Origin of the sequence: Shewanella inventionis, assembly GCF_019931735.1 — a bacterium.
GTDB classification, from domain to species: Bacteria; Pseudomonadota; Gammaproteobacteria; order Enterobacterales; family Shewanellaceae; genus Shewanella; species Shewanella inventionis.
This window is the reverse complement of record NZ_CP082926.1, coordinates 1,201,342-1,223,692: the sequence shown is the minus strand read 5'-3', so window position 1 is coordinate 1,223,692 and position 22,351 is coordinate 1,201,342. Positions and strand designations below refer to the sequence as shown.

At 42.2% G+C, this 22,351-nt stretch carries 22 protein-coding genes and 1 pseudogene; 4 read left to right on the top strand and 19 right to left on the bottom strand.

The genetic code is table 11. The annotated features are described in order from the left end of the window. Nucleotides 1-5: 5 nt before the first annotated feature. From K8B83_RS05640 to dusA, 4 genes are all read right to left on the bottom strand, one after another. Nucleotides 6-206: a PspC domain-containing protein gene (locus K8B83_RS05640; RefSeq protein WP_188736407.1), complete on the bottom strand. Its 201-nt coding sequence runs from the start codon at nt 204-206 to the stop codon at nt 6-8. A gap of 82 nt (nt 207-288) precedes the next feature. Continuing rightward, entirely contained in the window at nt 289-420 is a 132-nt protein-coding gene (locus tag K8B83_RS21625; RefSeq protein ID WP_263283586.1) for a hypothetical protein, read from the bottom strand. After that, nucleotides 420-734 carry a hypothetical protein gene (locus K8B83_RS05635; protein WP_188736405.1) on the bottom strand — a complete coding sequence of 105 codons (315 nt, stop codon included), beginning with the start codon at nt 732-734 and terminating at the stop codon, nt 420-422. The genes K8B83_RS21625 and K8B83_RS05635 overlap by 1 nt, the downstream gene beginning before the upstream one ends. A 336-nt stretch (nt 735-1,070) precedes the next feature. Next, nucleotides 1,071-2,099, bottom strand: coding sequence for a tRNA dihydrouridine(20/20a) synthase DusA (gene dusA / locus K8B83_RS05630; RefSeq protein ID WP_188736402.1), 1,029 nt, complete (start codon nt 2,097-2,099; stop codon nt 1,071-1,073). Nucleotides 2,100-2,576: 477 nt separating this feature from the next. Here dusA and K8B83_RS05625 point away from each other — a divergent pair, with 477 nt between their 5' ends. Next, nucleotides 2,577-3,047 carry a chemotaxis protein CheX gene (locus tag K8B83_RS05625; RefSeq protein ID WP_188736400.1) on the top strand — a complete coding sequence of 157 codons (471 nt, stop codon included), beginning with the start codon at nt 2,577-2,579 and terminating at the stop codon, nt 3,045-3,047. A 76-nt stretch (nt 3,048-3,123) separates the two neighbouring features. Here the strand turns inward: K8B83_RS05625 and alr are convergent, their stop codons facing one another. Both alr and dnaB read right to left on the bottom strand, forming a co-directional pair. Then, nucleotides 3,124-4,242: an alanine racemase gene (alr, locus tag K8B83_RS05620; protein WP_188736399.1), complete on the bottom strand. Its 1,119-nt coding sequence runs from the start codon at nt 4,240-4,242 to the stop codon at nt 3,124-3,126. 120 nt (nt 4,243-4,362) lie between these two features. Beyond that, nucleotides 4,363-5,769, bottom strand: a complete 1,407-nt coding sequence (gene dnaB, locus K8B83_RS05615) for a replicative DNA helicase (RefSeq protein WP_188736397.1) — start codon at nt 5,767-5,769, stop codon at nt 4,363-4,365. Nucleotides 5,770-5,899: 130 nt separating this feature from the next. On the opposite strand from dnaB, the pseudogene K8B83_RS05610 reads away from it, so the two are divergent. Beyond that, nucleotides 5,900-8,080 (top strand): annotated as a pseudogene (locus K8B83_RS05610) (S46 family peptidase); the annotation flags it as partial. A 1,300-nt stretch (nt 8,081-9,380) separates the two neighbouring features. On the opposite strand, the gene K8B83_RS05605 reads toward K8B83_RS05610, so the two are convergent. The 5 genes from K8B83_RS05605 to rpsF all read right to left on the bottom strand — a co-directional run bounded on the left by K8B83_RS05605 (nt 9,381) and on the right by rpsF (nt 11,844). Further along, a complete protein-coding gene (locus K8B83_RS05605; RefSeq protein WP_188736392.1) occupies nt 9,381-9,926 on the bottom strand; it encodes a hypothetical protein in 546 nt (181 codons plus the stop codon). 476 nt (nt 9,927-10,402) lie between these two features. Then, nucleotides 10,403-10,855, bottom strand: coding sequence for a 50S ribosomal protein L9 (gene rplI / locus K8B83_RS05600; protein ID WP_188736390.1), 453 nt, complete (start codon nt 10,853-10,855; stop codon nt 10,403-10,405). A gap of 42 nt (nt 10,856-10,897) precedes the next feature. Continuing rightward, complete coding sequence (gene rpsR, locus K8B83_RS05595) at nt 10,898-11,125, bottom strand: 30S ribosomal protein S18 (protein ID WP_006083042.1); 228 nt, start codon at nt 11,123-11,125, stop codon at nt 10,898-10,900. A gap of 12 nt (nt 11,126-11,137) precedes the next feature. Then, nucleotides 11,138-11,440: a primosomal replication protein N gene (priB, locus tag K8B83_RS05590; protein WP_188736388.1), complete on the bottom strand. Its 303-nt coding sequence runs from the start codon at nt 11,438-11,440 to the stop codon at nt 11,138-11,140. An 8-nt stretch (nt 11,441-11,448) separates the two neighbouring features. Then, nucleotides 11,449-11,844 (bottom strand): 30S ribosomal protein S6, encoded by a 396-nt coding sequence (rpsF, locus tag K8B83_RS05585; protein ID WP_188736386.1) that lies wholly within the window; start codon nt 11,842-11,844, stop codon nt 11,449-11,451. 215 nt (nt 11,845-12,059) lie between these two features. On the opposite strand from rpsF, the gene K8B83_RS05580 reads away from it, so the two are divergent. Next, the gene (locus tag K8B83_RS05580) at nt 12,060-12,812 is read left to right on the top strand and encodes a DUF481 domain-containing protein (protein ID WP_373284853.1); all 753 of its coding nucleotides are present in this window, start codon (nt 12,060-12,062) and stop codon (nt 12,810-12,812) included. Nucleotides 12,813-12,896: 84 nt separating this feature from the next. Further along, nucleotides 12,897-14,306, top strand: coding sequence for an MFS transporter (locus tag K8B83_RS05575; RefSeq protein ID WP_188736383.1), 1,410 nt, complete (start codon nt 12,897-12,899; stop codon nt 14,304-14,306). Nucleotides 14,307-14,369: 63 nt separating this feature from the next. On the opposite strand, the gene rlmB is transcribed toward K8B83_RS05575, so the two are convergent. From rlmB to zapE, 8 genes are all read right to left on the bottom strand, one after another. Further along, complete coding sequence (gene rlmB, locus K8B83_RS05570) at nt 14,370-15,113, bottom strand: 23S rRNA (guanosine(2251)-2'-O)-methyltransferase RlmB (RefSeq protein WP_188736381.1); 744 nt, start codon at nt 15,111-15,113, stop codon at nt 14,370-14,372. Nucleotides 15,114-15,117: 4 nt separating this feature from the next. Continuing rightward, the gene (rnr, locus tag K8B83_RS05565; protein WP_188736379.1) at nt 15,118-17,574 is read right to left on the bottom strand and encodes a ribonuclease R; all 2,457 of its coding nucleotides are present in this window, start codon (nt 17,572-17,574) and stop codon (nt 15,118-15,120) included. A 36-nt stretch (nt 17,575-17,610) separates the two neighbouring features. Further along, nucleotides 17,611-18,228 (bottom strand): tetratricopeptide repeat protein, encoded by a 618-nt coding sequence (locus tag K8B83_RS05560; protein ID WP_188736376.1) that lies wholly within the window; start codon nt 18,226-18,228, stop codon nt 17,611-17,613. A 146-nt stretch (nt 18,229-18,374) separates the two neighbouring features. Beyond that, on the bottom strand, nt 18,375-19,670 hold the full coding sequence (locus tag K8B83_RS05555; protein WP_188736374.1) for an adenylosuccinate synthase: 1,296 nt from the start codon (nt 19,668-19,670) through the stop codon (nt 18,375-18,377). Nucleotides 19,671-19,742: 72 nt separating this feature from the next. Beyond that, complete coding sequence (locus K8B83_RS05550; protein ID WP_188736371.1) at nt 19,743-19,928, bottom strand: DUF2065 domain-containing protein; 186 nt, start codon at nt 19,926-19,928, stop codon at nt 19,743-19,745. A 146-nt stretch (nt 19,929-20,074) separates the two neighbouring features. Continuing rightward, on the bottom strand, nt 20,075-20,467 hold the full coding sequence (gene rpsI, locus K8B83_RS05545) for a 30S ribosomal protein S9 (protein ID WP_188736369.1): 393 nt from the start codon (nt 20,465-20,467) through the stop codon (nt 20,075-20,077). A 17-nt stretch (nt 20,468-20,484) separates the two neighbouring features. Then, on the bottom strand, nt 20,485-20,913 hold the full coding sequence (rplM, locus tag K8B83_RS05540) for a 50S ribosomal protein L13 (RefSeq protein ID WP_188736368.1): 429 nt from the start codon (nt 20,911-20,913) through the stop codon (nt 20,485-20,487). 248 nt (nt 20,914-21,161) lie between these two features. Continuing rightward, the gene (gene zapE, locus K8B83_RS05535) at nt 21,162-22,274 is read right to left on the bottom strand and encodes a cell division protein ZapE (protein WP_188736366.1); all 1,113 of its coding nucleotides are present in this window, start codon (nt 22,272-22,274) and stop codon (nt 21,162-21,164) included. Between the last annotated feature and the right edge of the window lie 77 nt (nt 22,275-22,351).

Here is a 22,351-nt window from a genome sequence, read left to right as displayed (position 1 = left end):
GGGCATTAAAAACGTGAGGTTTTTTGGCTCATGACAACGGCCACAATAAAATATGCCGCTAAGCTAATACCTGGATTGGTGATCACTAACCCCATCGTCACAACGCGGGTCCACAGTAATGACCAGCCATACTGCTTTGCTAAATTAGCAGATACACCGCACACTATCCTTGCTTCATCTTGCAATCGACTCATTAAACGACTCATCGTATTCTCCTAGTTTAAAATTGATAACAAGATTGATGTTAGTCACTTGCTTATCAGTATACTCATATTGATTATTGGATTCTTAAGCTTGGTCATTAATGTTAGGCCATTCGAGCTGGCTGACTAACATAGCAAAAAATGCAAAACTGATTACCGGCAATAATAGCAACGACATTAATGGCAGCACCAAGCCCAAATTTAACAGCCAATCCATTACTTATTCTCTGCAGTTTTTGCTGCAATGGCGGTGTTGTTTTCTTCGGTTCCAACTAATGACACTTGCGCCAAACTTGAATTGACCTCGTAAACTTGCTCAGCGATTTGAGTTTGTAACGACAACAGAAACTCTTGTTTAGCCGTTGAAATCATTTCTTGGCTCGCTTGAGCGATGTTCTGCTCAAGTGAATTAAGCGTATTGCTCAAAGAAACCTCATCCGCTTGTGCTGAAACACTTGCCGTAACGAGCACTGCGGCAGCAACAGATAATTGAACAGTACGACGAACGATATTTGAAGTTAATGTAAACATGGTGGCATCCTTTCTTGTGTTGGTTAATGGCAACTAAACACCCGTCTAGTTGATTACACCATGGGTATTACAAGCTACGTGCCAACTTTTAAAAAACACAAAAAACCACTGATTTACCTAGCTATTATTTAAGCGCCCACCCTTTTTTAATGAACAGGACTCACGTACAAAAAACCAACAGGTAGTAAAAATAACCACCAAGTTGGTTAAAATGACCAGTACGTTTAATATCAAAATTATTTACAGGTAAAAAAAATGTCTGTGGAAGGATTAACACTAAAAAAGCGCCTAAATTAAGGCGCTTGGGGAAAAGAATACCTATTGGGATAAAACGTACTAAGCCTGTGACTCAGCAAGAGCCTGGGGCTCAACAAATTCAGCGGCTTTTAAAACCACATTGATATCAGCATTCGGCTTGTGGGCATTTTCACTTAAATGGCGTCGCCAGCCACGCGAACCCGGTAACCCTTGGAACAAACCAATCATATGACGAGTGATATGATTCAAACGACCGCCTTGAGCCAAATGCGCTTCGATATAAGGCAGCATTTTCTCAATCACTTGCTCACGAGTAATGATAGGGCTGCTTGTACCGCATAATTGCTGATCTACCTGAGCCAAAATATACGGATTTTGGTACGCTTCGCGCCCAACCATCACACCATCAAGCTGTGCTAAATGCAGTTGGGCTTCCTCAAGGGTTTTAATACCGCCATTAATACTAATATTAAGCTGTGGGTAATCTCGTTTAAGCTGATACACGCGCTCATAATCTAACGGCGGGATCTCACGGTTTTCTTTCGGACTCAAGCCTTGCAACCACGCTTTACGCGCATGAATAGTAAATGCAGTACAGCCTTTTGCATTCACGATTTCAATAAAATCTGTTAAAAATTGATAACTGTCTTGTTCATCAATACCAATGCGGGTTTTAACGGTTATGGGAATATCAGTAACTTGCTTCATCGCATCGACACACTGAGCAACTAGCTCAGGCTCAGCCATTAAACAGGCACCAAAACGACCATTTTGCACGCGGTCAGACGGGCAACCTACATTAAGATTGACTTCATCATAGCCTCGCTCAGCAGCCAATTTGGCACAAGCGGCTAAATCAATAGGATTAGAGCCACCTAACTGCAAAGCCAACGGATGCTCTTCATCGTTATAAGCCAAATAGTCACCCTTGCCCTGCAATATAGCCCCAGTGGTGACCATTTCAGTATAAAGCAGTGCTTTAACTGACAATAAACGTGCAAAGTAACGGTAGTGGCGATCCGTCCAATCCAGCATAGGTGCTATAGAAAAGGTGCGATCGAGCGTGTCTGGCTTTGGTGTAATATTCACTGAATTATTTATACTCATAATCTACGGCATTGATAAACACATCTTTCGACAGTGTTATTGAATCGAACAACAAATGTTAATTATTACTACGGAGTGTAACTGATGATGGGTCAATATGATTGTGACCTAAAATAGTCTCTTTTGCTGATTGAGCTGATTATATCACTAACCCATCAACGAGAAACACCATCAATTTTTACGCTAGATTTGGTCAGTAACCACAACTAAACCATGTAAGATTTTTTAACCTCTATTCATGTAGCTTGCAAAATTGAAGCTTTCAAGATTGTATTCAATCAAATATTGAGCCACCAACACTAAACCGCCGTATTAAACTATCTGTGCCAGTAATGTCGCTTTCAATTTCATTTTTGTGTTCTAAGCTTAAACCTGTATTTCAGTTTACTGATATAGTGTACATTAATGCTAATAAGCTGATGTGATCATGCTTAATGTGTCTATTGCAGTTTTGAATGTAGAAGGATTGTTTTGCCTATGAACGTTGAATTCATCAACCCATTTCTAGTTTCTTTGATCAATGTGATATCAACAATGGCAACAATGGATCTCAAGCCGGGTAAACCACAATTAAAAAATCATGATCTCGCTAAAGGTGATGTTTCTGGGTTGATTGGGATGGTGGGGCCTAAAACTCGTGGCTCGCTGTCTATTACTTTTGAGCAATCCTTAATTCTTGAAATAATGAACAAAATGTTAGGGGAAAAGCCTGACACCATTAATGATGAAGTAACAGATTTAGTAGGTGAAATAACCAACATGGTTACTGGAGGCGCTAAAAATTTACTCAGCGATAAGGGCTATGATTTTGATATGGCAACTCCCGCTGTCGTGTCTGGTAAAAACCATACCATTTCTCATAAAGCGCGTGGTAAAAAAATTCTGATGCCTTTTACCCATGACCACGGTAATGCTTTTATTGAAATCTGTTTTGAAGATGCGCAATAGCCTAATGAGCTATGCGAAACAAAAATGCCCAAGACACTGAAGTACCTTGGGCATTTTTATTTATTTATATTTATATTTAGTCGAGTAACTCAACCACAACTCTTGGAGTGAGCTTAGTCACTAACTCATATGCAATTGTGCCGATATGCTCAGCGACTTCTTCTACCGCTAAAGCTTTCCCCCAAAGTTGAACACTATCTCCCACATTGTCTTGCGCATCGGCACCAAGATCGACAGTTAACATGTCCATCGACACACGGCCTACAATAGGGACACGGCGGCCATTAATCCAAACTGGGGTGCCCTCTGGCGCGTTACGAGGATAACCATCGCCATAGCCAATGGCCACAACACCTAAACGGGTATCTTGTTTGGCTGTCCAAAATGCGCCATACCCTACGCTGTCACCCGCTTTATGATCGCGTACTGCAATCAAATTAGACACTAATTCCATTGCTGGTATAAGTCGATGATTAACGCCTCTATCACCCACTACAGGTGAAATACCGTATAGCGCAATTCCCGGTCTAATCCAATCTGCTTGGCTTGTTGGCCAAAATAACGTGCCAGCAGAATTGGCTAAAGTACGGTCGCCGTCGAGGCCATCAATAAGCTGCAAAAAGGCGTTCATTTGGTCTTGCGTCATCTGGTTATCAGGTTCGTCTGCACAGGCAAAATGAGTCATTAAATGGATGGGTTTAGCCACTTGTGGGCAGTGAAGTAAGCGTTGATACACCTTTTCAAACTGATCCAAAGTAAATCCAATCCGATGCATTCCGGTATCAATTTTTATCCACACGGTAACGGGCTTATCCAGCTTGATGGTTTCGAGCATGTGCAATTGAGACTCATGGTGAACCACGGTATCAATATTATGAGTAACTAAAGTGGCCAAATCTGATTGACGAAAAAAGCCTTCTAATAAGAGTAGTTTTCCTTTCACTCCACCTTCGCGTAATTGCAGCGCTTCTTCTAATCTAGCTAAACCAAACCCGTCGGCGCCACCATGGTATTTCCCCACGCTTTGGACATAATTTAAAATGCCTACGCTTTCAGCCACATTTAATAAACCATGGCCATAACCATTGGCTTTAACCACAGCCATAATTTTACTTTTGGGTGCAATAAGACGCAGCTGTGCCAGATTACTTTGCAAAGCACAACGGCTGATTTCTGCACGAGGAAACGGTTTCAATAGAGTGCCTTAATTAAACAATAAAAACATAACCCATTTGGCTAGCCCAAAAAGTCATATATCGCTAACGGAAGATCATAAACAACCATAAAATATAATTAAATACAGGATAATAAATAATTAATCTTCCTCGAATTGAGGCCCTGCATAATTATCAAACCGTGAGAATTGCCCCTGGAATACCAAGCGGACACGACCAATAGGGCCGTTACGCTGTTTACCAATAATAATTTCAGCGGTGCCTTTATCTTCAGAGTTGTCGTTATACACTTCATCGCGATAAATAAACATAATTAAGTCGGCATCTTGCTCAATAGCTCCCGATTCACGTAAGTCTGAGTTAACCGGACGTTTGTCGGCACGTTGCTCTAACGAGCGGTTAAGCTGCGACAAAGCAATAACCGGGATTTCGAGCTCTTTGGCGAGCGCTTTTAATGAGCGCGAGATTTCTGAAATTTCTAACGTACGATTATCTTTTAACGAGGGTACCTGCATTAACTGCAAGTAATCGATCATAATCATCGACAAGCCACCATGCTCGCGTGCAATACGTCTAGCACGGCTGCGAACTTCGGTAGGCGTTAAGCCTGAACCATCATCAATGTACATTTTGCCTTGCTCAAGCATAATACCCATGGTTGATGACACGCGCGCCCAATCCTCATCATCTAATTGGCCCGTACGAATTTTAGTTTGATCAACCCGGCCAAGTGAGGCCAACATACGCATCATAATCTGTTCTGACGGCATCTCGAGGCTGAAAATAAGCACGGGCTTATCTTCATTCATTGCGGCCTGTTCGCATAAGTTCATCGCGAAGGTGGTTTTACCCATCGATGGACGTGCCGCAACGATAATTAAATCGCCTGACTGAAAACCTGCGGTCATTTTATCTAAATCGTTGAAGCCACTCGACACCCCAGTAACCCCATTATGTGGGTTATTATAAAGCTGCTCGATTTTATCAACGGTTTTTTCAAGAATGCTTTTGATGTTTTCCGGCCCTTCATTGGCATTGGCACGCATCTCAGCAATTTTAAAAACTTTGGTTTCGGCTAAATCAAGCAAAGCGCTTGAATCGCGCCCTTCAGGGTTATAGCCGGCGTCTGCAATTTCATGAGCGACCCCAATCATGTCTCGCACAACCGCTCTCTCACGTACAATATCCGCGTAAGACAAAATATTGCCGGCACTGGGGGTATTTTTTGCAATTTCACCTAAATAGGCAAAACCGCCAGCATCTTCTAGTTGGTCTTCAATTTCAAGTTGCTCAGAAACGGTAATTAAATCAAGCGGCTGGCCTGACTCCATCAACTTTTGCATTGCGGTATAAATCATGCGATGTGAACGAGAATAAAAATCTTCAGGTACCACCGCTTCAGAAACACGGTCCCACGCTTCGGCGTCGAGCATTAAGCCGCCTAAAACGGACTGTTCAGCTTCAATCGAATGTGGTGGCAGTTTTAATGCATTGACCTCTGCATCTTTTTGCCTATTTCTGGCTTTAAAAGCACCTTGTTGTGACATTCACGCTCCCAATTTACAACGACTTTATAAAATATGGTATAACACCGTGTCTAAGCTTTATTTGCTGTCATTTAGAATGAAAACGACGACTCAGTCAACGGTTAATCAATTAATACATTAAGGAAAATACATGCGTATTGCACTTGTTGCAGCATTAGTGCTGACATCTTGTTTTGCTCTTGCTGATGAAGGACAGTGGCAGCCTTATCAAATGCTGTCTATAGCCGACAAATTACAACAACGTGGTATTGATATTCCAGCATCACAGTTAGCCGATTTAGGTCAATACCCGATGAATGCCGTTGTTAGCTTGGGCTATTGTACCGCCAGTTTTGTGTCGCCCCAAGGCCTAGTTGTCACAAACCATCATTGTGCATATCGCGGGATCCAATATAACAGCAAAAAAGACCATAATTATCTCGCAAATGGCTTTTTAGCTAATACCCAGGCAGAAGAACCGTCGGCAGGCCCCAACGAACGACTTTATATCACCGAAGAAGTCACCGATGTTACCGACCAAGTCATGGCAAATTTAAGTGATGACCCGTTAACGCGTTTTGAAAACATTCAAGCCAACAGCAAAGCATTAGTTAAAGCATGTGAGGTCGACAGTAATTACCGCTGCGAAGTAGACAGTTTTCATCATGGACTTGAGTATTATCTCACTAAAAAGCTCATCATTCGCGATGTACGCTTAGTCTATGCACCACCAGAAACCATTGGCGGATTCGGTGGAGACATTGATAACTACGAATATCCTCGCCACTCTGGTGACTTTACCTTTTTACGGGCTTATGTTGGCAAAGACGGAAAACCTGCAACCTATAGTAAAGACAATGTGCCATACCAGCCTAAAAGCTACTTAACAATCAATGCTGATGGCGTTAAAGCCGGTGACGGTATTTTTGTTGCGGGCTACCCAGGCTCAACCAGCCGCTATAACCTCACGAGCGAACTGCAATTTGCCAGCGACTGGATGTACCCTACATTTGCAAAACGCTATCAATTACAAATTGATACCATCACATTTATGGGCGCAGTTGACAAAAGTATTGCATTAAAATACGCCGGTACTCTGGCCTCTATGTCCAACCGCATGAAAAAGTATAATGGTTTACTCGATGGTTTTAACGCCACCGATATTGTCGGTATTAAACAACAGCGTGAAAACGACTTTTTAGCATGGCTTAAACAAGATCCGAATGCCAATCAAAATATTATTAGTGATTTAGAAGCATTGATTGCTGAACAGCATCAACAAATGCAAACCCATTATTATTATAAAAATGCCCTATCGAGTGAACTGCTTAATGCGGCGAGTAAATTGTATCGATTAGCGCAAGAGAGAAAGAAACCTAACGATCAGCGTGAGCCAGGGTATCAACTTCGTGACATGAAAATGTTTAAAGCAGAGTTAAGACGGATCAGTAGTCGCTTTGATCCTGCGGTAGACAAAACTCTGTGGTTGCAAGATTTACAAGCCTACGTTAGACAACCAAATAAAAATGAAGTGTTTGACAAGGCGCTCAGCATTACCGACAACTTTGAAGCCTTAGAAGCAAAAGTCGAAGCCTTATACGCGTTAACTGAACTAAAAAGTCAATCAAAACGCGTAGCCTGGATGACCAAAAAAGCCATTGACTTTGAAACAAGTGAAGACCCATTTATCCGATTAGCGGTTGCCATTCATGACACAAATATGGCATTAGAAAAGAGTGAAAAAATTCTAGAAGGTAAGCTCTCATCTGCTCGCCCAGAATACATGAAGGCAATCATTGACTACTACAAATCAAATAATTGGCCAGTATACCCTGATGCAAACAGAACATTACGTATTACTTATGGCATGGTAGATGGGTACCTCTCTAAGGATGCAATTTATAAACAGCCATTCACCCGCCTTGAAGGACTTGCAGCAAAACATACGGGTAAAGAACCCTACAATGTCCCCACTAAATTACTCAACGCCATAAAATCAGATGATTTAGGCAAGCACCGTGTCGCATCGGTTTATCGAGACTTCAACAACTGTCAGTTTATGTCTTGCTTAGACAAGCCTGCTGATTTCAATTCTGTACCCGTTAACTTTTTATCCAGTGCAGACACCACTGGTGGTAACTCAGGCTCGCCAGTATTAAACGGCAAAGGCGAATTAGTGGGGCTTAACTTCGACTCTACCTATGAAGCAATTACCAAAGACTGGTTCTTTAACCCTACCATTACTCGAGCGGTACATGTCGATATTCGTTACATTTTATGGATGATGGACAAGGTTGACCATGCGGATAATCTTATCAAAGAGTTACAACTAGATGATAAATCCCATAGCATGCCAACGAGTACTGAAAGTGCAGGCTCAGAAACTAAGCTAAATGAACCAACAGGTTTAGCGCCTGAGTCAAATACCGACGCTGTCCTAGAGTCGACAGAAAACGCGACCGGTGACGCCTTGGAAACGCCGCTAAACAGTGAAGAGCTTGAAGTTCCACAAAAAGTATTAGAAATTGAGGCTGAAGCTAAGTCTTTAAATACCGAATCACATTCTGATACTCAGGACATCATAGATGAAGATGTTATCGATGAGCCAGCCAACACAACGGAGTCTGAAAACCCACTACCAACTGAAGCTGAATTGCCATCTGCAGCCTTATTAGACTCGTCAGTTGACACTAAACAACAACCTCTCAACACAACACCAGCAGAGACTCTTCTTAATAATGATGAATATACATCAGACAATACAGAGGATGTTACCGACAAGGCGACAAATGAGGCTTTAAGCCCAACATCAGCGCAAGCCTCTCAAGCGGCAGAGAACGCTACAACACCAGCTAATGTTGAGCCTAAACCTGCGAGCAAGCAGTTACCAAGCGAGCCGGTAGCAAGCGAGCCGGTAGCAAGCGAGCCACTAGAGAGTGCTGTTGCTGAAGATAACCTGACTAACATTAGCAAATCTGTGCCTGAAACAGAAAATGTTACCGACAAGGCGACAAATGAGGCTTTAAACCCAACATCGCCGCAAGCCTCTCAAGCGACAGAGCACGCTACAACACCAGCTAATGTTGAGCCTAAAAATGCGGCGCCTCAAACAGTAAGCGAGACGCCATTAAACGAGCCACTAGAGACTACTGTTGCTGAGGATAACCTGACTAACATTAGCAAACCTGTGCCTGAAACAGAAAATGTTACCGACAAGGCGACAAATGAGGCTTTAAGCCCAACATCAGCGCAAGCCTCTCAAGCGGCAGAGAACGCTACAACACCAGCTAATGTTGAGCCTCAAAATGCGGCGCCTCAAACAGTAAACGAGACGCCATTAAACGAGTCACTAGAGAGTGCTGTTGCTGAAGATAACCTGACTAACAATAGCAAACCTGTGCCTGAAACAGAGGATGCTACTGTTACCGGCAAGGTGACAAATGAGGTTATCAACCCAACATCGCCGCAAGCAACAGTGCCAAAGGCTGTTACAGACGCGAATGACGCTCTTAAACAAGAACTAAAAACGGTTACAGATCCCAAAGAGGAAGACACACCACAAGCTGTAGTTGATCAAACCGAATAATGCTCTGCAATGCAAAGGTCAGCAAAATCAACTGACCCTAGCTAGGCTATTTAAGCAACTCAACAAACTTGTCTGATCTTACAATATTACCGATCAAATTTTGCACCGCCCCCATATAAGCCTCTGCCGTCTGTTTACAGGCGGTATCTGCAATAAAACCACTTTCAAATTCATACGCTTCAACCATATTTAAGGATGCGCCATTTGATGAGTTTAAGGTTAAATCAATATTCCACTCCCCACCGGTTAAGCCTTTACTCGACGAAAAAACCAAAGAGTTCAAGGTACCGGTTAACGTCACTCTTGGCGAACTGCCATCATTATATAAATCAGCCACTTTTAACTCATCAGCAAAAGCTTCGCGGATATACTGGGCAAAAGTCACTTTATCCGGCGGAGCAATTGGGCCCGCTCCACGACACTGGCTACTCATTTTTGCTGGATCGGTAAAGTTTCCAACAGCAATATCACCCAACTCGATTTTTCTTAATGCTACAGTGTTATCAGCATCGATGGAGTAACGCGGTGGCGTAAAAGTAGAACAACCAGTAAGCGCAGAGATACACAAAATAGATAATAAAAACGTTTTCATTTTAGTCCTTTATTTAACTCAATCTAGTTGAAGGAGCTTGCTTTGAGCAACACTTTACACGCTTTTAAGTAAGGTATTGTGGTTGGTAATGATTATTCCCTTTCCAATATAGCTAAATTAACAAGTGCCAAACCATAAACACGTATAAACTTAACCTTTGGAAGTTTCACAGTTTTCCCTGATGTTACATCAAGAGCACTATTTCGCTAATTTATAAGGTACTTAACATTACCGAGCCAACGCATTTAGCATTAAAAACACGGTGAAGCTCTAAACATGCGTCTTCAGATTGATTGAATATTATTGTTATGAGTATGTAAAAACATGAAGTTAACAATCTATAAACTAAAACGCAATCCCTTTGAAATTTATAATCTAATACCAATATTAAACTCTGCGGTCTCTGAGTATAAACGTGATAATCACCCAAAAAAAACACCGCCCTGAGGCGGTGTTCTTTTTGGAGCTAAAGGTAATTAAGCTTCTGCAACAACAGATACTTTAACTACAGCTTTAACTTCAGCGTGTACTTGTACTTCAACTTCGAAGTCACCAGTAGTGCGTAAAGCACCTAAAGGTAAACGAACTTCAGATTTAGCAAGTTCAACGCCAGCTGCAGTTACTGCATCAGCGATGTCACGGTTGCCAACTGAACCGAATAGTTTACCTTCATCACCTGCTTTAGAAGCAATAACAACTGATTCTAATGCAGTTAATTTTTCAGCACGAGCTGTCGCAGAAGCTAATTCAGCAGCTAATTTAGCTTCTAATTCAGCACGACGAGCTTCAAATACTTCAGTGTTTGCTGCGTTTGCTACAACTGCTTTACCGTATGGTAAAAGGAAGTTACGAGCATAACCAGCTTTAACAGAAACTTGATCGCCTAAGCCACCTAAGTTTGCAACTTTATCTAGCAGAATAACGTTCATTATCAAATCCTCTTTATTCGATTAGGAATTAATACTGCAATATTACTGATGTAAATCAGTATATGGCAGTAGAGAAAGATAACGAGCACGCTTGATAGCGCGAGCTAGTTGGCGTTGGTATTTAGCACTAGTACCAGTGATACGGCTAGGAACAATCTTACCGCTTTCAGTGATGTAGTTCTTTAAAGTAACGATATCTTTGTAATCAATCTCTGCAACACCTTCAGCGGTGAAACGGCAGAACTTGCGACGACGGAAATAACGTGCCATTTTGACAGTCTCCTAAGTTTTCAATTCGACATTTTCAGCATGCAACACTAAACGGTTTTGACCATTTCGTCCTTGTTGTAGTGAAAGAAACCCTTCAACTTCAACTTGCACACCTGCTTGTAATTTATCTGTAACGCTATTAAAGCGTGGGCCACTTAATATCACCTGTATAATGCAATATACGTTTCGTAATAACTCTGCTTCATAACGTTGTGACTTATGCTCTACCGTAATAACCGTATGGTTTATCCCGCTAGGGCTGTTTAATTGTTTGGTCCGGATAACCGTGCCAGACAAAGTTAAGTGGTTATTCACAGAAAAAATTATTCAGCGTTTTCTTCAGCGCTTTCTTCTTCATTGCTACGGTCATCAGAAGATGAACGACGTGAATCACGTTCGTCTCTTGCTTTAGCCATAGGAGAAGCTTCAGTAACGGCAACTTTAGTGCGCATTACCATGTTACGCAGAACAGCGTCGTTGAAACGGAAAGCTGTTTCTAACTCTTCGATAGACTCTGCAGTTGCTTCTACGTTCATAAGAACATAGTGAGCTTTATGTAGGTCTTGAATTGGGTAAGCCAATTGACGACGGCCCCAATCTTCTAAACGGTGAATTGTACCGTTAGCAGCGGTGATGGCACCGGTGTAACGCTCAATCATACCTGGGACTTGTTCACTTTGATCTGGGTGAACCATAAATACGATTTCGTAATGACGCATTTATTGCTCCTTACGGTTAAGTAGCCTCTTTTCTGGCTCAGTCAGACCAATGTGGAGGCAAGGAACGAATTAAAGTGACTGATTTGAGCGCGCGATAATACAGAAACAGAAACAGAAACTCAAGTAATAACTCTCTTTTCACCAAACTTGATTGCAGGTATGATGTCGGCAGTCAAAAACCTTGCGTTTACGCCATCACAAAATAAAGCAATTTAATGATGACCATGAAAAATCTACTTACCACATGCTTTCTCCTCTTATTATCAGCTCCGGCATGGGCGTTAGTTCCACCTGATTATCAAGAACCTGACACCAGTTTTAACGCAGAAGTTGAAGCGGGTTTACAGCTCAACAGCGGTAATAATGAAACCAAAAACTTTAACGGTCGTACATACCTTACTTACGACTCGCTCAAAACTAAGCAAGAAGGGACAGTAAAAGTCTACTATGCCGCCGACGGTAGCGAATCAACTGCTGAAAAGTACGAATTATTTTTGCAGTCTAACTATAAATTAGACCGTGGCTATGTTTTTGGTCGTGGTGAATTTACCTGGAATGAATTTGGTTCATATACTCGAGTCACAACAATTTCAACGGGTTATGGTTTTGACTTAATTAAAAATTATAAAACCAAATTAAGTCTTGAAGCGGGCCCCGGTTATCGTTATGACCAGCCTCAAGCCAGCACCGAAGAGCCTTTTCCAGATGAAAACCGTGATGTCATTCTCCGTTCTGCAGCAAAATACACAGTAAAATTGCAAGAGTACACCAGCTTTAATGCCGATGTAACAGCTGAAACAGGTTTAGACAATAACACCTTAACCCTTGATATGAGTTACAAAAATACCTTTATTCAAGATTGGGCATTTAAAATTGGTATGAACATCAAGTACACTGAGGTAGTTCCTGACGACAGTAGAAATACCGACACAGTGACAACATTCAACTTGTTATATACGTTTCAATAATGATTCAACACAGATGAAATGAAGCGAAACAAGACATTCATTCGGTAAGTGAATATGCTTTACTGAAATTTTAGAGGCGCAGTTATGGACAGCCCACTACGCAGTTTTGCATCATTGTATAGCACCACATTTTTAATGGTGCTGGCTGCAGGTTTACTCACCACCTATTTAGGTTTAAGCCTAACCAATATGGATGTACCACAAATATGGATAGGCGGCATGATGTCTGCCTACTATATTGGTTTGGTGTGTGGCTCTAAAGTAGGTCATAAACTCATTGCCCAAGTGGGCCACATACGTGCTTTTGTTGCTTGTGCAGGCATAGTGACAGCCTCTGCACTGGGGCATGCACTCATTGATAACTTAACCGTTTGGTTGATACTACGCCTTGTTGTAGGTATGGGCATGATGTGTCAATACATGGTGCTAGAAAGCTGGTTAAACGAGCAATCAGAAACCAATCAGCGCGGTACCGTTTTTGCAAGCTACATGATTGTCTCATACTTAGGCTTAATGGCAGGTCAAGGTGCCATTAGCCTGTATCCAGAGCTTGGTATTGAACCTTTACTGTTAATTGCCATTTGTTTTGCGCTGTGTATTGTGCCGATTTCAATTACTCGACGAATTCACCCTGAGCCACTGACTCCTGCCCCGTTAAAAATGGGCCACTTTTGGCAACGCGCACCACAAGCGTTATCAACGATTGCCCTAGGCAGTATGATAGTAGGTTGTTTTTATGGTCTGGCGCCGTCATACGCAACAGCAAAAGGGATAGATCCTGAACACGTTGCGATGTACATGTCATGCACTATTTTGGCTGGCTTATTAGCACAATGGCCTATGGGTAAACTGTCAGATATTATTTCTCGCAGCCTACTGATCAGAATAAATTGTACATTGTTAGGCATATTAGTGTTAATTATTACTCTAGTGCCATTTCACACAGTTTATTCGCTCATTCTCACCAGCTTGTTTGGCATATTAGCATTTACGCTATACCCATTAGCCACCGCATTAGCCAACTCTCGAGTAGAACAGCATGAGCGAGTCGGACTATCAGCTACCATTTTAGTCACCTTTGGTATCGGCGCCAGTATTGGGCCGCTCATCGCATCGGGACTCATGCAGGTAATGGGCGATCAAATGCTTTATGGCTTTATGGCAATTTGCTCCTTTACCTTACTCGCTAGGTTAATATGGGTTAATCAGCGCCAAAAAGCAGAACAGCACTCTAAGGGTGATTATGTTATGGCGGGTGGTGACTTAGTAAGCTCACCTTTAGCGGCATCACTAGATCCAAGGGTCAATGTTGAAATGGTAAACGAGCAGATGATTTTCCCTGCACAGGATGCCTTTGATAGACTTGACGAGCCCCTAGATGATGGTTCTGAAGACGATGAGCAACCCGATTATGATTCGGCATATGCACATGACGACGAAGACACTGCCGATATCGATCTTGAAGATGTTGATAATGAAATAAGACGCCGATAACCAAATAAAAAACGGCGATATCACATCGCCGTTTTTATTATCGCTATTGGGTACTGTTAATACTTAAACACTAAGACGTTGTCTTACCGCTTCAAACAAACAAACCCCAGTCGCAACAGATACGTTCAAACTAGACACACTACCCGCCATAGGGATCGACACTAATGAATCGCAGCTTTCACGCGATAAACGACGCAAGCCTTTATCTTCAGCGCCCATAGCAATCGCTAATGGGCCTGTTAAGTCAGCTTGATACACGTTACCATCAGCTTCACCTGCTGTGCCGACAATCCACACACCTTTATCTTGTAAATGACGCATGGTGCGAGCAAGGTTAGTCACTTGAAACAACGGAATGATTTCGGCTGCGCCACAAGCCACTTTGCTCACGGTTGAGGTTAAACCCACTGAGTTGTCTTTGGGTACAATTACCGCATGCACACCGGCGGCATCAGCATTACGTAGGCAAGCCCCTAAATTATGTGGATCTGTTACCCCGTCTAAAATAAGTAAAAATGGAACCGCTGTGTTTTCTAATAGTGCATCTAAATCATGTTCAGTTAGCGCTTTAGCCGCTTTTACACGAGCAACAATGCCCTGATGTTGAGTACTAGATGCTTTTTCATCTAACACTTTACGCGCAGCACGCTGCAAGGTAATGCCAAACTCTGAAGCGCTATTAATTAATGGCATTAATCGTTCATCATCACGGCCTTGCAACAACCATAATTCAATCACACGTTCAGGACTGTTTTCTAATAAGGCTTTAACAGCATGGATGCCAAAAATAGTATCTTGTTTTTTCATTTAATTACTTTCTCTTGCTGCGCTTGGCAGGGGTTTTCTTTACTGTAGATTTGGTTTTAGCAGCATCCGAGCCTTTGGTTTTGGGTGATGACTTTTTCGCACCAACAGGCTTTTTAGCGACTGTAGATTTATCACCTGAACGACTTTTACGCGCTTTGGGTTTATCCGACTTTTTATTAGATGAATTGCTTGCTAATTTTGCGCCTTCAAGGTTAGCACGCTCGCGAGCGGTCAGCGGTTTATTGCCTGTTCGTGGTTTTTTGCCACGGCCTTTACCACTATCACCTTCCATCAACAGGTCAATTTGACGGTCATCTAAATTCACGGCAGCAACTTTAACCGTCACCTCATCACCCACTTGATACACTTGACGAGTGTTTTCACCAATTAAACGCTGACGCATTGGATCAAACTGATAGTAATCACTCGCTAAGCTTGAAATATGAACCAAACCATCAATAAACAGCTCGTTTAAGCGAACAAACAAGCCAAAGCTAGTGACTGAGGCAATAACGGCATCAAATGTGTCGCCAACATGATCTTGCATGTACTCACACTTTAGCCAATCGCTCACATCACGAGTGGCTTCATCTGCACGTCGCTCTGTTGTTGAACATTCTTCACCGAGTAAATCGAGTTCTTCAAGCTGATATTGGTAGCCACCGTCTGATGTCCACTTATCTTTAATTTCACCCTGTTCTTTTGCGAGTAAATATTTGATCACTCTATGCAATATTAAATCAGGGTAGCGACGAATTGGCGAGGTAAAGTGCGAGTAGGCTTCTAAGGCTAAACCGAAGTGCCCTTCGTTGTCTGGCGTGTAAATGGCTTGGCGCATTGAACGCAACAGCATCACTTGTATCAGCTCAAAGTCCGGCCTATCAGCAATCTTTAACATCAAGTTTTGATAATCTGTTGGCGTCGGTTCTAAGCCACCATCCATGCTCAAACCACGCTCAGCAAGAAACTCTTTAAAGTTTGCCAGCTTTTGCTCAGACGGTGCTTCGTGCACCCGATATAACACTTCACCTTTGTGCTTTTTAACAAACTTAGCTGATGCCACGTTTGCCAAAATCATGCATTCTTCAATAATTTTATGTGCTTGATTACGAGCCCTTGGAACAATTTTTTCAATTTTACGTTGTTCATTGAAAATAAACTGAGTTTCCAAAGTTTCAAAAGCAATAGCTCCACGTTCAGCGCGGCGCTCATCTAACGTAAGATACAAGGACTGTAAGCACAATAAATGCGGAAACAATGCTTCATGCTCAGGAGCAATAGGCCCCCCTTCAAGCATTGCGGCGACCTGAGTATAGGTAAACCGAGCATGAGAATGCATCACAGCAGGGTAAAATTTAGTACCCGATAATTTTCCAGCGGCAGAAATAGTCATCTCTGCAACCATGCACAAACGATCAACATGCGGCTTTAATGAACATAAACCATTAGAGATTTTTTCCGGCAGCATAGGGATGACTTGTGACGGAAAATACACTGAATTACCACGAGCTCTAGCTTCAATATCTAGGGCCGAGTCGGTTCTAACATAATGACTCACATCAGCAATCGCAACCCATAAACGCCAACCACCACTTGGTTTGACTTCGGCATAAACCGCATCATCAAAGTCACGGGCATCTTCACCGTCAATAGTCACCAGAGGTAAGTGGCGTAAATCGACGCGACCTTCTTTGTCAGAGTCAGGCACTTCGTCTGGAATTCGCTTAAGCTTTTTCTCAATCACGGCAGACCAGGTGTGTGGTAAATCGTAATTACGCAGTGCAATTTCGATTTCCATGCCTGGCGCCATCGTTTTCCCAAGCACTTCAGTCACTTTAGCTGCAGCTTTAACAAAACGGCCTGGACGGCGGGTGAGTTCAACTACAACGACATCACCGGCTCTTGCACCATTACGATCGTTGTTATCGATTAAAATTTCTTGAGTGATGCGGCGATCATCGGCGATCACAAAGCCCATGCCACCATCGACATGATAACGCCCAACTAAAGCAGCCGTTCGTTCTTGTACCAAACGAACAATACGTGCTTCACGGCGTCCACGACGGTCGGTACCGGCTTTTTGTGCCAAGACTTTATCGCCATGAAAATACATCAGCATATCGCGATTATTGATAAACAGGTCGTCACCGCCTTCGTCCGGTTTAAAAAAACCAAACCCATCGCGATGACCTATTACGCTGCCTGATAATAAGTCCATTCGCTCAGGTAAGCCGTAGCTTTGTCCGCGAGTAAACACTAATTGCCCGTCACGTTCCATGGCGCGCAAGCGTCGACGGAGCGCCTCTAAAGGTTCTTCGTCGGTAATATTAAGCGCTTCGGCAATTTTATCGCGGCTAACAGGAGACTTTTGCGCACGCAAATACTCTAAAATGTACTCGCGGCTAGGAATAGGGTTGTCGTACTTGTCTTGCTCTCTCTCAAAATGAGGATCGTTGATCATTCAATTTCCAAATAATTCGCTCCATTCTATGGAGCCTTAACGTGTATACAGCTGAGACTGCTGCGCCCTGGCCACAATACTGGCGGGCATTTTTGCAGCTAACACCTGCAATAAAGATGACGCTTTTTTCTGCTGAGCATCATCATCAAAAATACTGTTATATAACCAATGATAACCCATTTCATAGTCAGTCGGGCTACCGTAACCCTCACCAAACAAACGCACGAGCATCATTCTGGCGTCTAAATGGCCATTTGCTGCAGCAGGCAATACGTATTGAACTGCACGGTCAGGGTTTTTCAACACTAGTTTACCGCGATAATAGTAATCCGCCAATTTAACCATCGCTTCTGAGCTACCTTGCTCAGCTGATGTTTGCAATAACCTCATGCCTCTTGACGGATGTGCTTTAACACAAACACCGTGATTGAGCATCTCAGCCCATAAAAATTGATATAAAGGCTGCTTTAACACTTCAGCTCGGGCTTCGATATCTTGTACTAATTGGCACTCATCTGCCTGTACGCGCTGTAAATATTGATTTGATTGAATAAGTGAAATCAGTTGTTTATCGCTATAAATATCGACAGCCTCAGTCAACGCAAAGGCATTTATAGAAAGCAGGCTTAAAAGAACTAACGATATACGCAACATAAGAATTCTCAATAACACTATGATGACTTATCCATCGGCAGTATAGCGCATTTCTTGAATCGCACATGAACCCAATTTATATTTTAATCATCACAACGGCAAATGCACGGCGATAAAAAAAGGCCGCTTAGCGCGGCCTTTTAGTCTTACTTGAACGGATTAACCAAAATCATGGTTTCATTTCTATCCGGACCAGTAGAAATAATATCAACTGGCGTTTCTAAAAGCTCTTCGATACGCTTGATATAATTGATTGCCGCTTGAGGTAACTGCTCAATAGAGGTTGCACCAAAAGTGACTTCACTCCAACCAGGCATGGTTTCATAGATTGGCTTAACCATCTCATAACCTTCAGCAGCTAAAGGGGTTACCTTTGAAACTGTACCATCAGGATATTCATAACCAACACAAATTTTAACTTCTTTTAGACCGTCTAAAACGTCTAATTTAGTTAAACAGAAACCGCTTACGCTGTTAATTTGAACAGCACGGCGCATTGCCACTGCATCCAACCAACCTGGACGACGCTTACGACCTGTTGTTGCACCAAACTCTTGGCCTTTTTCTCCGATGTAATCACCGATTTCATTGGCAAGTTCTGTTGGGAACGGACCTGCACCAACACGTGTGGTATATGCTTTCATAATACCAAGCACGTAATCTAAGTGACGAGGACCAAATCCTGAACCTGTAGCAACACCACCGGCAGTGGTATTTGATGAGGTCACAAAAGGATAAGTACCGTGGTCAATGTCCAACAATGTACCTTGTGCGCCTTCAAATAAAATTGGCTCACCAGCTTTGCGCGCAACGTCTAACATTTCTGTTACGTCAGTACACATGCTCTTTAGGTAATCAGCAATCGCTAATGCATCATCTAGGGTTTGCTGGTAATCAACCGCTTCCGCTTGGTAATACTCAGTTAGCATAAAGTTATGATATTTCATAACTTCTTGTAACTTAGTCGCAAATAACTCTGCATTAAATAAATCACCAACGCGTAAACCACGACGTGAGATTTTATCTTCATATGCAGGGCCAATACCGCGACCAGTAGTACCAATAGCTTTATTACCACGCGCTTTTTCGCGAGCGATATCAAGTGCACAATGGAATGGTAGAATAAGCGGACATGCTTCAGAAATAAGTAGACGCTCTTCTACAGGTACACCGCGCCCTTTTAGCATATTGATTTCTTTCATCAATGCATCAGGAGCCAGTACAACACCATTACCGATAATACATTTTACGTTATCACGTAAAATTCCTGACGGAATAAGATGAAGAACGGTTTTTTCACCATCAATCACCAAAGTATGACCGGCATTGTGGCCGCCTTGGTAACGAACTACGTATTTTGCCTGTTCTGTTAAAAGGTCGACAATCTTACCTTTGCCTTCGTCACCCCATTGGGTTCCGAGTACGACTACATTTTTGCCCATTATTAGCTGCAACGTCTTGTGGTATAAAATAGAATTTTAACAGATTTTAGGGGGTTATAGGCAAGTATTTTATTAAAAAATAATCAATAAAACGACACCTGCGGTAACAAGACTTCCACCTAAGCGTCTGAGAACATTTTGCTTTTGTGTAGAAAGCTCAAATAAATATTTTTGCCATTTGTTAGGAAAAAGTAATGGCCCTAGCCCTTCAATAATTAAAACCAAGCCAAATGCCGTCATTAATAATTCTAAACTCATGCTAATACCTCAAATATAAAAATGTTGGCCATCTTAAGATCGGCTTATTGATATGGATTATGCACAAAAATAAACAATTTATTCAGCTTAATTTTAGGTAATAAAAAACCCAGCATAAGCTGGGTTTTTTGAATCCAATAAACGAATTAACGCTTAGAGAATTGTGGTTTACGACGTGCTTTACGTAGACCAACTTTCTTACGTTCAACTTTACGAGCATCACGGGTAACAAAACCAGCGGTACGTAATGTAGGACGTAAAGCTTCATCTAGTTGCATAAGTGCACGGGTAATACCGTGACGAATTGCACCAGCTTGGCCAGTAATACCACCGCCTTTAACTGTTACATAGATGTCTAATTTTTCAGTCATTTCAACTAACTCTAATGGCTGACGAACAACCATACGAGCAGTTTCACGACCAAAGTACACATCTAAAGGACGTTGGTTTACGATAATATTGCCACTACCTGCTTTAGCGAAAACGCGAGCTGTAGATGTTTTGCGACGGCCAGTGCCGTAGTACTGAGTTGCAGACATTTGCTTACTTCTCCCGTTTAGATATCAAGAACTTGTGGTTGTTGTGCAGCATGGTTATGTTCTGCGCCAGCGTAAACTTTAAGTTTACGGAACATAGCACGGCCCAAAGGACCTTTTGGTAACATACCCTTAACTGCTTTCTCGATGATCATTTCAGGCTTGTGAGCTTGAAGCTTCTCAAAGCTGATTTGCTTAATGCCACCAATGAAGCCTGAGTGAGAGTAGTAAATCTTACCAGCAGCTTTATTACCAGTTACAGTCACTTTTTCAGCATTGATAACGATGATGTAATCACCAGTATCAACGTGTGGAGTGTATTCTGGCTTATGCTTGCCACGTAAGCGAGTTGCGATTTCAGTTGCGATACGACCTAAAGTTTTGCCTTCAGCGTCAACAACGTACCAGTCACGAGTTACAGTTTCTGGTGTAGCAGTAAAAGTCTTCATTATTACAAAAACCCAAAGTTAATTTTCTGTCTCACATGCTGACTGCCGGTTGCAATCAACACAAAATTACCGATTCTTGCCCCTTCGAGCTCGAATATTGGTTTCTAACTTCCGCCCAGATAGGCGGTTAACGCGGGCAGGCCGCAGATTATACGCAAAGAGAACCTAAAGATCACCTGCTTTTTCAGAATATTTTAAATTAATTACTCGAATGACATTTACCAGTAATTTACCCATGAAACTTAGTATTAGGGTAAGTGTTCTAAGGCTAGGTAATCTCTTGATTGCATTTCAATTAAACGAGAACGACAACGCCTAAACTCAAAAGTAAGCTGACCATCGGTATAAATATCTTCTAATTTAATTTGCGCTGATACGATCAATTTTACGTTACGCTCATAAAACTCATCGACCATGGCTAAAAATCGCCTAGCGATATCATCACCCGTTTGTTGGGCACCCATTTGCTCAATACCACTGAGCAATACTGTATGGTAAAGACATGCAATTTCCATATAGTCACGCTGCGAACGTGGACCATCGCACAAGTCTCTGAAGTTAATCAGCAAAACGCCCTGTGATTGTTGGCGAATTTTAATAGCACGCCCATCAATATCAATCGCGGCGGTCTGCACCTCTGATTCTGGCGCTAATTGGGCAAAATAATGCAGTAAATTAATATCTGCTTGCTCATCAAGTGGATAGTGATAAATCTCAGCCTGCTCTAAGGTACGTAAGCGATAATCAATACCAGAATCCACATTCAGAATTTCACAATGTTGATTAATTAATGCGATTGCAGGTAAGAAACGAACCCGCTGCAAACCATTTTTGTATAATTCGTCTGGTATGATATTTGAGGTGGCCACCAAAGCGACACCATGCTTAAACAATTCTTGAAACAAAGTGCCTAGCAACATGGCATCGGTAATATCAGAAACAAAAAACTCATCAAAACAAATGACCTGATATTGTCCAGCCATTTTCTTTGCAATGCTCACAAGTGGATCTTGCACGCCTTTTAAGCCGTCAAGTTCATGGTGGATTTGATGCATAAACCGATGAAAATGCGCCCGTAATTTACGTTTTCCAGGCAATGCATCATAAAATGTATCCATTAAATAAGTTTTACCACGCCCAACTCCGCCCCATAAATATAACCCTTTCACAGGGACAGGCTTTGTTTTTACGCCGACTACAGAAAATAATTTGGACAATCCCGAAGCCGGTTTATTTGCATTAATGAGTTCATCATAAACACGTTGTAATGACTTAACTGCCTGCTCTTGGGCGGCATCATGTGAAAAATCTTCTCGGGTAAGGTCTTGCTGATAATGCTGCCAGGGGGTTAACTGCGACACGATAAAGACTCTCTTACATCAATTAATTGCGGCGATAATAACATTAAATAATCAATACGAGTAACCGGCTTAAACGA